The sequence below is a fragment of the Actinobacillus equuli genome (assembly GCF_900636745.1).
Lineage (GTDB): Bacteria > Pseudomonadota > Gammaproteobacteria > Enterobacterales > Pasteurellaceae > Actinobacillus > Actinobacillus equuli.
Window position 1 is genome coordinate 1,269,618 of record NZ_LR134310.1, and the last position, 15,649, is coordinate 1,285,266.

The window sequence follows — 15,649 nt, forward strand, 5'->3', positions numbered from 1 at the left end:
GTAATATTCAAAATCGCCCCCATATTCAGGCGACAAATTAACAAGCGGTGTGATTTCGCAAAAAATTTGCAAAATCATACCGCTTGGTCTTAATAGCAAAAGAGAGAAAAGGATATAAATATGACACAATCAAGAACAGTAAACCTACAAGATTTACCCCAAGCAAAATTAAAAGATTTATTAGAATTCCCATGTTCATTTACATTCAAAGTGGTGGGTACACATCGTGAAGATTTAGTGGATGACGTAGTGGCGGTAACGCAAATTCACGCAAAAGGTGATTACAACCCACGTCAGCAACGTAGCTCAAAAGGGACTTATAACTCGGTTTCAATTGATATTATTGCTGAACATATTGACCAAGTTGAAACGCTTTATACCGAGCTTGCTAAAATTGCCGGCGTGAGAATGGTTTTATAAGAACCCTTTTTCCGGACGGAGATAATCTAATGAATCAACTCATCATTCGCCAACTTGGCGTGCAACCGTATGAAGAAATCTGGCACAAAATGCAAGATTTCACCGATTCTCGCGATGAAAATACTGCAGATGAAATCTGGCTCGTCCAGCATCCGGCAGTATTTACCCAAGGTTCTGCCGGTAAACCGGAACATTTACTTAATCCGACCAATATTCCTGTGGTGCAAACCGACCGCGGTGGGCAAATTACTTATCACGGTGAAGGTCAGCAAATTATGTATGTGCTGATCGATATCAAGCGTTTAAAAGCACAGGGCAAAGAGGTATCGGTACGAGATCTTGTTACTGCTTTAGAACAATGCGTGGTTAAAACATTAGCGGATTATGGGATTGAAGGTTATCCGAAACCGGATGCACCGGGCGTGTATATTGACGGTAAGAAAATTTGTTCGTTAGGGTTACGTATTCGCCAAGGTCGCTCGTTTCATGGCTTGGCATTTAATGTGAATATGGATTTAACGCCGTTTAGAAATATTAATCCGTGCGGCTATGCCGGATTGGAAATGGCGCAATTGAAAGATTATATTGTGGAAGCAGAAGCGCAATGTGATTTAGTTGCCCCTAAATTAGTAGCTCACTTTTGCAACATTTTAGGGTATAATGATCAACAAATTGTTAACAAATAATGTTCGTAAGGCATTTGCCCGTTAATAAAAAGATTATCAGAATTGTAAGATCTGTGTAGGGGCGGGGTTTATCTCCGCCCTTTAAAATTGCATAGAAAAGGATAGAACTTAATGACAACTGCTACAGGCACTAAGCCTACAAAAATGGAAGCATTTAAAATGGAGCGTGGCGTTAAATATCGCGACGCAGCCAAAACTTCTGTAATCCAAGTGCGTAATATTGACCCTGACCAAGAGTTATTACCAAAACCAAGTTGGATGAAAATTAAATTACCGGCGGCTTCGGCAAAAATTGATAGTATCAAGCACGGTATGCGCCGCCACGGCTTACATTCTGTGTGTGAAGAAGCGTCTTGCCCGAACTTGCACGAATGTTTTAACCACGGTACGGCAACTTTTATGATTATGGGCGCAATTTGTACTCGTCGTTGTCCGTTCTGTGACGTTGCACACGGTAAACCGTTACCGTTAGATCCGGAAGAACCGCGTAAAGTGGCGGAAACCGTACAAGATATGAAGCTAAAATATGTGGTAATTACTTCGGTTGACCGTGATGACTTAGCTGATCGCGGTGCGGCGCATTTTGCTGCCACTGTACGTGAAATCAAAGCGTTAAATCCGGAATGTAAAGTTGAAATTTTAGTACCGGACTTCCGTGGACGTGTAGAACAAGCGGTTGCAATTTTAAAACAAAATCCGCCGGATGTGTTTAACCATAACCTTGAGAACGTGCCACGTTTATACCGTGAAGTGCGTCCGGGTGCAGACTATAAATGGTCGCTTGAGTTACTTAAAATCTTCAAACAAGAATTCCCGGGTATTCCGACTAAATCAGGTTTAATGGTAGGTCTTGGTGAAACCAACGAAGAAATTTTAGAAGTAATGCAGGATTTACGTGATCATGGCGTAACGATGTTGACTATCGGTCAATATTTGCAACCGAGTCGTCATCACTTAAAAGTAGAACGTTATGTACCGCCGGAAGAGTTTGATATGTTCCGTAGTGAAGCGGAAAAAATGGGCTTCGAACACGCTGCTTGCGGCCCGTTTGTTCGTTCTTCATATCATGCAGATTTACAGGCGAAAGGCGAATTAGTTAAATAATAGTGCCATATAGATAAAGCCCTCTCTTTGTAGAGGGCTTTGTGTTAAATGTGCAAAAAAATAGGTAAATTTGACCGCTTGTTTGCGCATTTATTGATAAATGCTACAATCAGCCACCTTTATTTAGATTTAATTCAAGGTTAGCCATGTTAAAAAAAATTATGTTAGTCGGAATGACAGTGTTGACCGTAGGCTGTTCATTCTCAGGTAAATCGGTACAGCAAGAAGCATTTCCGGGCGAATTTGCGAATGCCGATTATGTGTTATCGGATAAGGATGCACAACGTTGGGTAGCATTAAGCGAACAAGCTTCTCAGTGTATTTATCCGAATCTGACACGTATTCAGCAAGCGCATTTTTCTAAAGAAGATGCTTACATTCATTCACAGTATGTGTTCTTCTATCCGTTGGAAGAAGTAATTGGCGAACAATACGTGAAGATCGTGCAAGGCGATGAGAAGTCTATGGGCTATGCACAATATCAATTTAAGAAATTTAAAAATTCGCCGGCTGATATCGAAAAGATGAGCAATAAACAGTGCCAAACTCTACGTGCTCAAGCCAAAGATGACTTGGCTGTAGTCAAAGGTCAGTATAAGAGCGGAATGGTTGAAGAAGTAAAAACCGATGCGAAAAGCGGAGACGGTGTTGCAACGAATGATAACAAATTCTTCTTCGATATTATTAAATGGGGTTCGGCATTATTGCTGTAATGCTTAGAGAACCAATGGCTCTTACATATCAATACCTTTAGCGGTTTGTAATACGTTAAAGGTATTTTTTTATCTAAATGGATATATCAAAAGCATAGAATAAATAAATGCGCGGGTGTACACTGACTGTAATTTAAACAAGAGTGATAGGAGCCGCTATGCAATATATTCAACTCACACCGACACTGAGATTTAGCCGCTTGATTCAAGGATTTTGGCGATTAAATGAATGGCAGAAAACACCGCAGGAGCTGTTACGCTTTGTACAGCAGGGGTTAGAACTCGGGATTGATACGTTAGACCACGCTGCGTGTTACGGCGGTTTTACATCCGAAGGACAATTTGGCAAAGCATTGGCGCTGGATAAGTCTTTGCGTGAGAAACTGACGTTAGTCACAAAGTGCGGAATTTTATACCCGAATCAAACATTACCGGCTATCAAAACACACCACTATGATAACAGTTATGAACATATCGTTTGGTCGGCAGAACGTTCTTTGCAACAACTCAATAGTGATTATCTGGATGTTTTATTGATTCACCGCCTCTCGCCTTGTGCCGATCCGGAACAAATTGCCCGTGCGTTTGAAAATTTACATCAAGCCGGAAAAGTGCGCCATTTTGGTGTATCGAATTACACACCGGCTAAGTTCTCGATGTTGCAGTCTTATCTTTCCCTGCCTTTAGTAACCAATCAAATTGAAATTTCCCCATTGCAGTTAGCACCGTTTGATGACGGCTCGCTAGATTTCTTATTGGAAAAACGGATTCGTCCAATGGCTTGGTCGCCACTTGCCGGCGGTAAAATGTTTAATCAAGACGAGCGAAGTTTACGAGTGGCAAAAGCATTGAGAACAATTGGTGAAAAATACGGTGAACAGCGATTGGACGTTTTGAGCTACGCTTGGCTTTTAGCACATCCGGCGAAGATTATGCCGATTATTGGCTCCGGACAGATTACCCGAGTCGAAAATGCAGTACGAGCGTTAGATATTGCTTTTAGTGAAGAGGAGTGGATTAACGTTTATGTCGCCTCGCAAGGGTATGATATTCCATAACGGATAACAAGCGGTTTAATTTGTAAGATTTTTTGCAAATTTGACCGCTTGTTAGAAGAGAACATTTGAATGATTAACTAAATATTACCACTGCCGTTATCTAGATGGGCACGGATAAACCATTGTAATTTTTCCAATGCACGAGTTTGTGCTACTAATAAATCTTCGCTAATCGGATCTAGGTGACCATTATGCTCAAGTACCACTCGATGCGCTTCGATATTGTGCGAGTAATATAAATCAATCATTTTTAAGTGATCTTGCGCTGTGGCACGACCTAACGGATATTCAGGCGTTTGACGTATTGCAACTAAATTGCCTGATAAACCGTTCGGTGCAACGCCTAATGTCGCCATACGCTCCGCAATTTCATCGACAAAATCACGTACTTCATCCACTTGGCTGTCTAACATTTCGTGTACCGCGACAAAATTTGGGCCGACAACATTCCAATGTGCATGTTTTAAGATCATTGATAATTCATTTAAACCTTGTAAGCGCATTTGTAACGCATCAGCAATTAAATGACCGGTAGACACGGTTAAACCGGGAACTGTGTGTGTCGCATTTTTATTGATATCAGCACTTAATTCTTGTGTTTGGGTATTTAATTTTAATACTGGGAAAGTAATCGTTTTGTTTATCATAATTTATACTCCTATTGTTTTCTTTTTCATCATTTAACTGGGCGAATTATGAGTAAAAGTTATGCTACTGTCTAATTGTTATCACTGATAAGTGTGATTGGTTTTAATAGTTAACACTAATCAAAATAGTGTATTGTGATAGTTAATTTCTATTAATGATTCTGAAATTCATTTGCAATAAGCATATTATTAACTAACAGTAAATAGTTATTCAATATTCCGTATATTTATTTACTTGTAAGATCAATATTACAATGTTCGTCATCGACAAGCGGTCTAATTTCCGCAAAAAATAGCAAATATAAGGAATTTAAAATGTTACAAGTTAGAAAGGCAAATGAACGAGGTGACGGTTCTTTTGATTGGTTGGAAAGCTATCATACATTCTCTTTTGCCAATTATTATGATCCGAAGCATATCCATTTTTCACATTTACGTGTGATTAACGAAGATTTTATTGCACCGGCACGTGGCTTTGGTATGCATCCGCACGACAATATGGAAATCCTCACTTATGTACTTAACGGACGTGTTGCACACAAGGACAGTATGGGTAACCAAACCGAGGTTAAAGCGGGTGAATTCCAAATTATGTCGGCAGGTACGGGCATTTTCCACTCGGAAATGAACCCGGATTTAGAGGAAACGCTACATCTTTATCAAATCTGGATTATCCCGAATCAAAAAGACGTAACGCCTCGTTATAGTCAAGATAAATTTGCCGATCGTGAAGGCGGCACGTTAATTTTATCGCCGACTGCCGAACAAGGTTCATTTAAGATTTATCAAGATATGAAACTTTGGCGTTATCAATATGCGGCAAACAAAAATGTGCAAATTGAATTAGATTCGAATCGTTCATATTGGCTACAAGTGGTAAAAGGTCAATTAAGCGTAAACGGTACAAAGGTTGAAACTAGCGATGCGTTAGGGATTAGAGCGGAGCAATTTCTTACGATTCAAGCCGATAGTGATGTTGAATTTTTATTATTTGATTTAGTGTAAGTGTTAACCACGGGGTGCGTTCCGTGGTTTTTTATTTTTAATTGCGCAAACGTTTGCGTAAGTGAGCTGGTCAAATAATTAAAACAGCGTTATACTCGACATTCCTATCTAATAATATGCAAACTCGAGGAAGCAACAATGAGCAATTCAGTGATTACTGTTATCGGTAAAGACCGTGTAGGTATCGTATACGATGTATCGAAAATCTTAGCGGAAAATCAAATTAATATCGTGAATATTAGCCAACAATTAATGGATGACTTTTTCACGATGGTGATTTTGGTGGATACAACAAAATGTGAAAAGTCATTCCCGGAATTAGCCGAATTTTTTACGCAAGAAAGCAAAAAATTGGCGTTAGATATTCGTATCCAAAACGAAGAAATTTTCAAAGCTATGCACCGTATTTAAGGGAGTGGCGAAATGAGTATTCAATCCAGCGAAATTATTGAAACGATAAAAATGGTCGCCGACCAGAACTTTGATGTGCGAACCATTACGATCGGTATCGATTTGCACGACTGTATCAGTGCCGATATCGAGGAATTAAACCAAAATATTTACCGCAAAATTACTACTGTCGGCAAAGACTTAGTCGAAACCGCAAAAATCCTTTCCGCCAAATACGGCGTACCTATCGTTAATCAGCGTATTTCCGTCACGCCTATCGCACAAATTGCTGCGGCAACTAAAGCGGATTCTTATGTTTCTATTGCACAGACACTCGACCGAGCGGCAAAAGCGATCGGCGTATCTTTTATCGGCGGTTTTTCTGCATTAGTACAAAAAGGCATGTCACCTTCCGATGAAGTTTTAATTCGTTCGATTCCGGAAGCAATGAAAACCACCGATATCGTATGTAGCTCTATCAATATCGGCTCAACCCGTGCCGGAATTAATATGGATGCGGTAAAACTTGCCGGCGAAACGATTAAACGTACTGCCGAGATTACCCCGGAAGGTTTCGGCTGTGCCAAAATTGTGGTGTTCTGTAATGCGGTGGAAGATAATCCGTTTATGGCGGGTGCATTCCACGGTTCGGGTGAAGCGGATGCGATTATTAACGTGGGGGTTTCAGGCCCGGGTGTGGTGAAAGAAGCGTTAGAAAATTCAAATGCGACAACCTTAACCGAAGTGGCTGAAGTCGTGAAGAAAACCGCATTTAAAATCACGCGTGTCGGCGAATTAATCGGTCAAGAAGCGTCAAAAATGCTGAATATTCCGTTCGGTATTTTAGATTTATCACTGGCACCAACACCGGCAATCGGTGATTCCGTTGCTCGTATTTTAGAAGCGATGGGTTTAAGTGTATGTGGTACACACGGCACAACAGCTGCGTTAGCATTGTTAAATGATGCGGTGAAAAAAGGCGGTATGATGGCGTCTAGCTCTGTAGGTGGTTTAAGCGGTGCATTTATTCCGGTTTCGGAAGATGAAGGTATGATTGCAGCCGCAGAGCGCGGAATCTTAACTTTAGATAAACTAGAAGCGATGACGGCAGTTTGTTCGGTTGGTTTAGATATGATCGCCGTACCGGGAAAAACACCGGCACATACTATTTCCGGTATTATCGCTGATGAAGCGGCAATCGGTATGATCAACAGCAAAACCACAGCGGTGCGTATTATTCCGGTCACCGGTAAAGATGTTGGTGAAAGCGTGGAATTCGGCGGCTTACTCGGTTATGCGCCGATTATGCCGGTTAAAGAAGGATCATGCGAAGTATTTGTGAATCGTGGCGGACGTATTCCGGCACCGGTTCAGTCAATGAAAAACTAATTTAACACATAGAGCAAGCGGTTAAATTTTGCAATATTTTTGCAGAATCTAACCGCTTTTTTATCGTTTAAAACGGATGATTAATACAAACCATTTGAACATGACCTAATTGGTTAGGTATTAATTCGTAGAGATAAAAATCATCGTTATCAATTCTAAGTTCTTCGGACAGAATAAAGGTCTTGTTATATTTAGCGAGTACATAATACATCTTGTGATCGACCTCTAGCATATCAAAACGGGTTTTAAAGTTTGGGCGCAAGTAACCGACCAGAAAGGCAAATAATACGAAGTAAGCGTAGGTAGAAATCATCACATAATTTTTGTGACTTTGAACAAAGTTAATTGCCGTATGAACATTGATATTACTAATATGGCGATTAATCGGGTTGCGGAATAAAAGTGTAGAACCTAACACGGTACAGAAGTAGGCAATTACTGATAGTTGATAAATTTTACCAGTAATTAAAACGGTTACGATTAAAATAGGTAAGAAGGTTACTGCACATAAAACGCCTGCGCGTACCATTTTTATACAAGCTTGACTGAGATAGGGTTTGGCTTTTACTAATAAGAATAAACCGATTAAATAGGTGGAACAAAGTATTAAAGTGACATATAACACATAGCCTAAACTACGAGCTACGTTACCTGCGCCGACATCAACATACCACCATGAAAATCCATAGAAGTAAGCTTGTGCCCATCCGTATGAATAAGCTGCTGACCAACTAAGCGCTCCAAGAAAAGCCATTGAAAGAGAAGAAGAGACAATTTTGTTGATAATTCTAAGCATCCGTTTCGAGTACCTCGTATCGATCAAAAAAGAGGCTATAAATTATATTTCAAAATTTACAATTGTTCAATAATAAATCAGATTTTTTCAGTAATTGTTAAAGATTAATAATGATTTGTATATGATTTTTAGATTTTTGTCAAATATTAGATAAATAATATGGTGCTAATAAAATCGTATTAGCACCATGATTTTATGGGAATATGATTAGAGGTTTTTAGGTTTGCTCACCATAATTTCTATCACTTGGCGATCAGTATATTGCATACTGCGAGAAGCTATTGCACAAAGGTTGTTGATTGAACGGTCAATTTGATGCTCAACAATTCCCTCATTACCAGTTACTTGCGTATCATCCAACGCCATTAAAATCGATTTATAACTTGAACTGACACTGGTTGATACTTTCATGGCACAACTGTTTGCCGCACCATCACAAATAATGCCGCTGATGTCGCCGATCATGCTGCTGATCGCCATACTGATCGCTTCAAATTTACCGGTTAATAACCATGCTACACCGGCACAGCTGCCCATGGCTGCGGTGGTTACCGCACATAATGCGGAGAGCTTAGGTAATTTACTATGGATATAAATCGCCATTAAATGCGAAAGGAATAACGCGCGAATTTGTTGTTCTTCCGTTACGCTTAAATGACGAGCCACCACCACTACCGGCATGGTAGCAGTAATCCCTTGGTTACCCGAACCGGAATTACTCATCGCCGGTAAATTTGCTCCCCCCATACGTGCATCGCTGGCAGCGGTGGTTTCAATCACGATACGATTGAGCAAATCATCGCTAATTAATCCTTTGCCGATTTGTTTTTGCAAAGTTCGTCCGATATGTAAACCGTAATCTTGATTCAGTCCTTCCTGTGAAAGTGCGCTATTTAAAATTGCCGCCTGTTGAATAAAACGAATCTTTTCTAATTCTACATTTAAGGAAAAATCATAAATATCTTTCGCCGTAAGGTTAGCAAAAACATTTTCCGCGTGCTCATTTTCAACTACACACGGTTTGGAAAACAGTAATTCGCCGTTTTTCTCAATATAAATGACATTGGTATGGTGAGCGGCAATACGTACTTTTACCTGCTGATCCGCATTAAAGAGTGTCGCTTCAGAATAGAGAATATGTTCAGTGTCGGAAATGCTGACTTCGATTTTATGATCATTGATCATTTGTTTTGCCAGTGCTACTTGTTCAGTGGTAATGTGCTTTAAGACTTCTAAACCACCGTTCGGATCGCCACCAATTGCACCAATTGCCGCCGCCATCGTTAAGCCGACCGTACCTGTACCGGGTACGGTTACACCCATGCCGTTTTTCATCAAATTAGGTGAGACTTTGGCTTCGATACGATCCGGCAATGAGCCTAAATATTGTCGGGCAACGGCAGATGCTAATGCTAAAGAAACAGGTTCGGTGCAGCCTAACGCAGGTACAACTTCTTGTTGCACGGTAGCTAAAATCGCTTGTGATAATTCGTTATTTATATTCATTATTTTTTATCCTGTCACACTCATTTAATTGCTTATCTTAACGATAGGCGAAAAGGTTATTATTAGAACAAAATTTTACACAAAATGCTGTACAATATTCATTCGTTTAATAAACTTGAACTAATATTTTATTATTCAGTCTTAGAATTCAGCTCAAGTTGAGTTGACCTCTCGAGACTTTTCCCTTTTTGGATATCCGCAACTTTTATAGGAAGCAAAAATTATGAAATCATTAAAAACTCTTTTAGCATTAGGTATTGCAATGACTGTTTCGGCAGCTTCATTCGCTGAGGTGGCAAACCCGTTAACTTCGGTAAACGATAAAGCCAAAAGTGCCGTAAGCAATCAAGTGACGCAAGCAAAAGTTTCGGTAGCAAGTAAAGCGCCTACCGCAAAAGAAGCATTAGCAACAGCTAAAACACAAGTGACTGACAAAGTGACGGCGACAAAAGAAAACTTAGCTAAAGCGAAAGTGTCTGCAACTGATAAAGTAACCAATGCAAAAGAGGCGTTGAATACGTCTAAAGTGAGCAAAGCAAACGCATTAGATGATGTGAAAGCAAGTACGAAAGAAAAAGTGAGAGAGGTTAAAACACAGGCTGCGGAAAAAACAACGGTAGCGGCTAAAACGTCAACCGTAAAAGTACCAGCAGCGAAAAAAGTAAACGTAAATATGGCAGATGCGAAAACGTTACAAACAATAAGCGGTATCGGTGAAGTGAAGGCTCAAGCCATTATTGATTATCGTAACAAAGTTGGCAAAATCAAAAACGCCGCAGAATTATCAAACATTTCCGGTATTGGTGAAGCAACCATTCAAAAAGTTGTGCCGTATTTAAGTTTCTAATTTAAACTCAATACGAATCAAGCGGTCGGATTTAGCAAAAAATTTGCCAAATTTGACCGCTTTCTTTGTTATCAGGCTTGTATTTTCAAAAATTACCCCCATAACATTGAACATCTTTATATTTTTTAACAAAAAAGGAAACAACAAATGGCATTAGATTTCAACGCGGTTGCTTTAGAAAGCACAGAAGCAAAAGGTGGCTACGGTATCGGTTTACAAATCGGTCAACAATTATTAGGTAGCGGTATGGAAGTGGATGCCGAAGCGGTTGCACGTGGTATCAATGATGTATTAAATCAAAATCCACCGGCAATTGACCTTAACGAAGTGACTCAAGCGTTACAAGAGTTAGGTGCTCGTGCGGAAGCGGCGCAAGCGGAAGCATTTAAAGCCATTGAAGCAGACAACAAAGCATTCTTAGAAGAAAACAAGAAAGCAAAAGGCGTTGTGGTTACTGAGTCTGGTTTACAGTATGAAGTATTAACGGAAGGCTCAGGTGCAAAACCAACAGCAGACAGCACGGTTCGTGTACATTACACCGGTTCTTTAATTGATGGTACGGTATTCGATAGTTCAGTAAAACGTGGTACTCCGGCAGAATTCCCGGTTGGCGGCGTAATTAAAGGTTGGACGGAAGCGTTACAATTAATGACAGTCGGTTCAAAATGGCGTTTAACTATTCCACAAGAGTTAGCATACGGTGAGCGTGGCGCAGGTGCATCAATTCCTCCGTTTGCAACCTTAATTTTCGAAGTGGAATTATTAGATATCCTATAATTTGCAAAAAAACGGCGGAATTTGACCGCTTGTTATAGAAATCCAAGCCCCGAGCAAACTCAGTTCGGGGCTTTTTTACATCTAAATTGACAATGGAAGAAAAAAGGCTAGAATTTATACGTCTTTTGACATCATTTATTTATATCGCAAGTTTTGTGTATAGGAAATGAGCAAATCCAATCGTCGCTTTAGGCGCAATTCTATTTATTCATCGTTATACCTGCTTGCCTTTCTTCATATTTTGCTTAGGAAATTTTATGTTAGAAATTTGGCAACAATTCAAACAAGATTACCTGATTAGATTTTGGAACCCGACTGCGGCGGTTATTGCTGCAGGTATTCTTTCTGCCTATTATTTTGGGCTAACCGGCACATATTGGGCAGTGACGGGAGAATTCACTCGTTGGGGCGGAGAAATTCTAGAGTCTATGGGGGTAAATGTCTCAGACTGGGGCTATTACAAAATAATTGGTTTAGACGGTACGATCTTCAGCCGCATTGACGGGTTGATGATTCTGGGGATGTTTGCCGGCTGTATTGCCGCTGCGTTATGGGCAAACAATATCAAGATTCGGATGCCGCAAAATCGGATTCGTATTGTGCAAGCTTTAATCGGCGGCGCATTAGCCGGCTTTGGGGCGCGTTTAGCCATGGGTTGTAATTTGGCTTCGTTGTTTACCGGTATTCCTCAGTTTTCATTACATGCTTGGTTTTTCACCTTAACCACCGCAATCGGTGCTTATGTGGGGGTGAAATTTACTTTACTACCGATATTTCGTCCGCCGTTGAAACTCAAAAAAGGCGCGGGCAAAGTAGAGCACGCGGATCCTCAGCAAGCTAAACGCCGTTTTAGATTCGGTATGTTGATCTTTTCGATTTGGTTAATCGCTTCTTTATATGTGATGCAAAATTCAATCAAATTAGGTTTTGCGATGCTATTCGGTTTGGGCTTCGGTTTGTTAATTGAACGGGCGCAAATTTGTTTTACTTCCGCCTTTCGTGACTTGTGGGCAACCGGTCGTGCTTATATGGGTAAGGCGATTATTTATGGCATGTTGATTAGTACGATTTGTGTGTTTAGTTATATTCAGCTTGGCGCGAATCCGAAAATTATGTGGGCGGGGCCAAACGCAGTGATCGGTGGCTTGTTATTTGGATTCGGTATTGTCGTTGCCGGCGGTTGTGAAACCGGCTGGATGTATCGAGCGATGGAAGGACAAGTTCATTTTATGTGGGTGGGTGTCGGTAATGTCGCCGGCTCAACCTTGCTTGCATATTGGTGGGATAGTCTCGCACCGGTATTGGCGTTAGATTATGAAAAAATCAATTTATTGAAATCATTTGGGCCTATCTCGGGGTTATTACTCAATTACGGCTTAATGATTGCTTGTTTAGTGTTTGTGGTTTGGTGGGAAAAACGCTTTATTCGCAAAGCAAAAGCTCGCCTGGCAGCAACTCAGCGTGATACAACGGCATAACGCTTGTCGTAATTAAGAAATAAGGAAAACATTATGGCTTTTACAGTAATTCAACAACAAGATAAGCACCCTTCGGAAATTACACCGGATTACACTTTGGATATGCTCGGTGAACCTTGCCCTTATCCGGCGATTGCAACTTTAGAAACGATGCCGACGTTAAAATCAGGTGAAGTGTTGGAAGTGTTAAGTGATTGCGCTCAATCGATTAATAATATTCCCGTAGATGTTAAAAATCACGGTTATACCTTGTTAAGCGTGGAGCAGGACGGACCGACTTTACGTTATTTAATTCAGAAATAGCTGATAAAAAAGCGGTCGAATTTGCAAAAAATTCTGCAAATTTGACCGCTTAAACACACACAAACTCAAAAAAGCTTATTGACCGTAATACGCATTCGCACCGTGTTTGCGTAGGTAATGTTTATCAAGTAATTCTTGTTGCATTGAACCGATGTTCGGACGGATTTGGTGGCTAACGAAGTTCATATACGCCACTTCTTCTAACACCACGGAATTATGTACCGCATCATGCGCATCTTTACCCCAAGTGAAAGGTCCGTGTGAGTGGACTAATACGCCCGGTACCATATCCGGATTAATACCACGTTTACGGAAGGTTTCCACGACCACTTTACCGGTTTCTAATTCGTACTCGCCGGCAATTTCTTCCGGTGTCATACGACGTGTACAAGGCACTGAACCATAGAAATAATCCCCTTGTGTTGTGCCTAACGCAAGAATATCTTCACCAGCTTGCGCCCATGCGGTTGCATGGCGTGAATGGGTGTGTACTACGCCGCCGATATTCGGGAATTGACGATAAAACTCTAAATGGGTTGCGGTATCAGACGAAGGTTTTTTATCGCCGAATACTTTGTTACCTTGCAAATCGACAAACACGATATCTTCCGGCTTCATTGTTTCATATTCCACACCGGAAGGTTTAATTGCAACGTAACCGGTTTCACGGTCGATTTCACTCACGTTGCCCCAAGTGAAAGTGACTAATTTGTATTTTGGTAATTCAAGATTTGCTTTAAATACGCGATCACGCATTGCCAGTAATTTTGGAGATAATTCTGTTAACATTGGAAACCACCCTCTTTCATTTTTTGTTCAATCCAACGGCGAGCATTAATAATTTCTGCAATTGGCTCTTCCGCTTTTTCCGTCCACATTTCAATCAAGAACGCACCGCGATAATTTAATTTGGCGAGAATTTCAAAGAAGCCTTTAAAGTCAACACAGCCGTCACCGAACGGCACGTCACGGAATTGTCCTTTACACGTTTCGGTCACTTTATACGTGTCTTTTAAATGAATCGCCGAGATTTTATCGATGCCTAAGGCAAATTCCGCTTCAATATCATCATTCCAAGCCGAAACGTTGCCGATATCCGGATAGACGGTAAACCATGGTGATTTGATAATTTCGTCCCATTTTTTCCAACGTTTAATCGAACTCATAAACTTGGTATCCATAATCTCGACTGCGAGAGTAACTTGGTTACTTGCCGCCAGCTCGGTTGCCCATTCTAAGCCTTGTTGGAAACGTTCAATCGTGCCTTCATCTTGTTCTTCGTAATACACGTCGTAACCGGCTAATTGAATGGTACGAATACCTAAATCCACCGCAAGTTGGATTGCTTTTTCCATGATTTCATAGGCTTTTTGACGTGTAGCTTCGTCACGAGATCCGAACGGAAAACGGCGGTGACCGGATAAACACATTGACGGAATTGTTACACCGGTATTGATGATCGCTTTCACTAATTCGATACGTTGTTCTTTTGTCCAATCTAAGCGAGCTAAGCGTTCATCCGTTTCATCAACAGACATTTCCACAAAATCAAAACCGCATGCTTTAGCAATAGAAAGCCTGTCTTGCCAAGAAATATGTTTTGGCAATGCTTTTTCATAGATACCGAGTTTATGTTTTCTCATATTCATCCCCTGGTTTGAATGATGCTTTTGGTAAAAAATCAGGTAAATTTAACCGCTTGTTTTGATGGTTTCTCTAAATGTTACTATGCAAGGATTACTTCCAGTCCTTTATCTCGAATCGCTTGAATGATTTTCGGGTCAGCTTCTTTGCCGGTGATCAGTAAATCGACCTGACTAATCTCTCTAAACAGCATACCGATTTCCGTGCCGAGTTTGGTGCTATCTAGCAATACCACGTATTTATTCGCTTTTGATGACATTTGCGCTTCGGAATTAGCGATAATCATATCGGTTTTAAATAAACCTTCATGGGTAAAGCCTTTTCCGCTGGTAAACATAATATTTGCCGCATAAGTAAATTCATTTTGTTGATTGAGCGATAGGGTGATTTTTTTATTTTTATTGTATTGTCCGCCCATGATCACGATATCTTCGTGTTGGTGCTCGATCAGATAATTCGCAAGCGGTAGAAAATTGGTAATAATTTGCAATTTTTGGCCGCATAAAGCCTGCCCGAGCAATTGCATGGTCGAGCCGCATGTAAGAAGAACGCTATCACCTTCTCGGCATAATTTACTGGCTGCTTCGGCAATGCGGCGTTTTTCTTCAAAATTATTAATCGGTTTGTCTTTTTCTAGCGAGTGATGCGGTGTGATTGCTTCAGCACCGTTACGCACTTTACGTAATTTTTTCTGTTCGCTTAATTTATTAATATCTCGTCTGGCGGTTGCCGGCGAAATATTTAAAAGATTCATAATTTCCAAGGTAGAAAGCATTTGTCTTGCTTCTAACATGGCTAATAATTTCTTATGTCTAAAACTTTCATTCATGACTATTTCCCTTTTCATTCTTATCACGTTTTAAATCATGAACAATTACTAAAGAAG

General features: G+C 40.5%; 18 protein-coding genes. 12 read left to right on the top strand and 6 right to left on the bottom strand.

Annotation, left to right across the window (positions count from 1 at the left end):
* The first annotated feature begins 120 nt into the window (after nt 1-120).
* From ybeD to EL121_RS05995, 5 genes are all read left to right on the top strand, one after another.
* Entirely contained in the window at nt 121-420 is a 300-nt protein-coding gene (gene ybeD / locus EL121_RS05975) for a DUF493 family protein YbeD (RefSeq protein ID WP_005621036.1), read from the top strand.
* 29 nt (nt 421-449) lie between these two features.
* Nucleotides 450-1,106, top strand: a complete 657-nt coding sequence (gene lipB / locus EL121_RS05980; protein WP_015674141.1) for a lipoyl(octanoyl) transferase LipB — start codon at nt 450-452, stop codon at nt 1,104-1,106.
* Between the two features lie 111 nt (nt 1,107-1,217).
* On the top strand, nt 1,218-2,210 hold the full coding sequence (gene lipA, locus EL121_RS05985) for a lipoyl synthase (RefSeq protein WP_039195488.1): 993 nt from the start codon (nt 1,218-1,220) through the stop codon (nt 2,208-2,210).
* A gap of 146 nt (nt 2,211-2,356) precedes the next feature.
* A complete protein-coding gene (locus tag EL121_RS05990) occupies nt 2,357-2,923 on the top strand; it encodes a DUF5358 domain-containing protein (protein WP_039198377.1) in 567 nt (188 codons plus the stop codon).
* Nucleotides 2,924-3,081: 158 nt separating this feature from the next.
* Entirely contained in the window at nt 3,082-3,981 is a 900-nt protein-coding gene (locus tag EL121_RS05995) for an aldo/keto reductase (RefSeq protein ID WP_039198378.1), read from the top strand.
* A 77-nt stretch (nt 3,982-4,058) separates the two neighbouring features.
* Here the strand turns inward: EL121_RS05995 and EL121_RS06000 are convergent, their stop codons facing one another.
* On the bottom strand, nt 4,059-4,628 hold the full coding sequence (locus EL121_RS06000; RefSeq protein ID WP_039198380.1) for a Dps family protein: 570 nt from the start codon (nt 4,626-4,628) through the stop codon (nt 4,059-4,061).
* Nucleotides 4,629-4,943: 315 nt separating this feature from the next.
* On the opposite strand from EL121_RS06000, the gene EL121_RS06005 reads away from it, so the two are divergent.
* The 3 genes from EL121_RS06005 to EL121_RS06015 all read left to right on the top strand — a co-directional run bounded on the left by EL121_RS06005 (nt 4,944) and on the right by EL121_RS06015 (nt 7,412).
* A complete protein-coding gene (locus EL121_RS06005) occupies nt 4,944-5,633 on the top strand; it encodes a pirin family protein (RefSeq protein WP_039198381.1) in 690 nt (229 codons plus the stop codon).
* Between the two features lie 138 nt (nt 5,634-5,771).
* Entirely contained in the window at nt 5,772-6,044 is a 273-nt protein-coding gene (locus tag EL121_RS06010; protein WP_005621499.1) for an ACT domain-containing protein, read from the top strand.
* A 12-nt stretch (nt 6,045-6,056) separates the two neighbouring features.
* Nucleotides 6,057-7,412, top strand: coding sequence for a PFL family protein (locus EL121_RS06015; RefSeq protein ID WP_039198383.1), 1,356 nt, complete (start codon nt 6,057-6,059; stop codon nt 7,410-7,412).
* Between the two features lie 67 nt (nt 7,413-7,479).
* Here EL121_RS06015 and EL121_RS06020 read toward each other — a convergent pair whose 3' ends face one another.
* Nucleotides 7,480-8,208, bottom strand: a complete 729-nt coding sequence (locus EL121_RS06020; protein ID WP_039198386.1) for a hypothetical protein — start codon at nt 8,206-8,208, stop codon at nt 7,480-7,482.
* A 207-nt stretch (nt 8,209-8,415) separates the two neighbouring features.
* A complete protein-coding gene (locus tag EL121_RS06025; RefSeq protein ID WP_039198388.1) occupies nt 8,416-9,714 on the bottom strand; it encodes an L-cysteine desulfidase family protein in 1,299 nt (432 codons plus the stop codon).
* 223 nt (nt 9,715-9,937) lie between these two features.
* On the opposite strand from EL121_RS06025, the gene EL121_RS06030 reads away from it, so the two are divergent.
* From EL121_RS06030 to yedF, 4 genes are all read left to right on the top strand, one after another.
* Nucleotides 9,938-10,561, top strand: a complete 624-nt coding sequence (locus EL121_RS06030; RefSeq protein WP_039198390.1) for a ComEA family DNA-binding protein — start codon at nt 9,938-9,940, stop codon at nt 10,559-10,561.
* A 147-nt stretch (nt 10,562-10,708) separates the two neighbouring features.
* Complete coding sequence (locus tag EL121_RS06035; protein WP_039198391.1) at nt 10,709-11,338, top strand: FKBP-type peptidyl-prolyl cis-trans isomerase; 630 nt, start codon at nt 10,709-10,711, stop codon at nt 11,336-11,338.
* Between the two features lie 257 nt (nt 11,339-11,595).
* Nucleotides 11,596-12,816, top strand: a complete 1,221-nt coding sequence (yedE, locus tag EL121_RS06040; RefSeq protein WP_039198393.1) for a selenium metabolism membrane protein YedE/FdhT — start codon at nt 11,596-11,598, stop codon at nt 12,814-12,816.
* Between the two features lie 33 nt (nt 12,817-12,849).
* Nucleotides 12,850-13,119, top strand: a complete 270-nt coding sequence (gene yedF / locus EL121_RS06045) for a sulfurtransferase-like selenium metabolism protein YedF (protein ID WP_039198395.1) — start codon at nt 12,850-12,852, stop codon at nt 13,117-13,119.
* A gap of 75 nt (nt 13,120-13,194) precedes the next feature.
* Here yedF and EL121_RS06050 read toward each other — a convergent pair whose 3' ends face one another.
* The 3 genes from EL121_RS06050 to ulaR all read right to left on the bottom strand — a co-directional run bounded on the left by EL121_RS06050 (nt 13,195) and on the right by ulaR (nt 15,592).
* A complete protein-coding gene (locus tag EL121_RS06050) occupies nt 13,195-13,908 on the bottom strand; it encodes an L-ribulose-5-phosphate 4-epimerase (RefSeq protein WP_005609131.1) in 714 nt (237 codons plus the stop codon).
* Nucleotides 13,902-14,762, bottom strand: a complete 861-nt coding sequence (locus EL121_RS06055) for an L-ribulose-5-phosphate 3-epimerase (protein WP_039198397.1) — start codon at nt 14,760-14,762, stop codon at nt 13,902-13,904. Before EL121_RS06055 ends, EL121_RS06050 begins: the two co-directional genes overlap by 7 nt.
* Before the next feature lie 83 nt (nt 14,763-14,845).
* Entirely contained in the window at nt 14,846-15,592 is a 747-nt protein-coding gene (gene ulaR / locus EL121_RS06060; RefSeq protein WP_039198399.1) for an HTH-type transcriptional regulator UlaR, read from the bottom strand.
* Between the last annotated feature and the right edge of the window lie 57 nt (nt 15,593-15,649).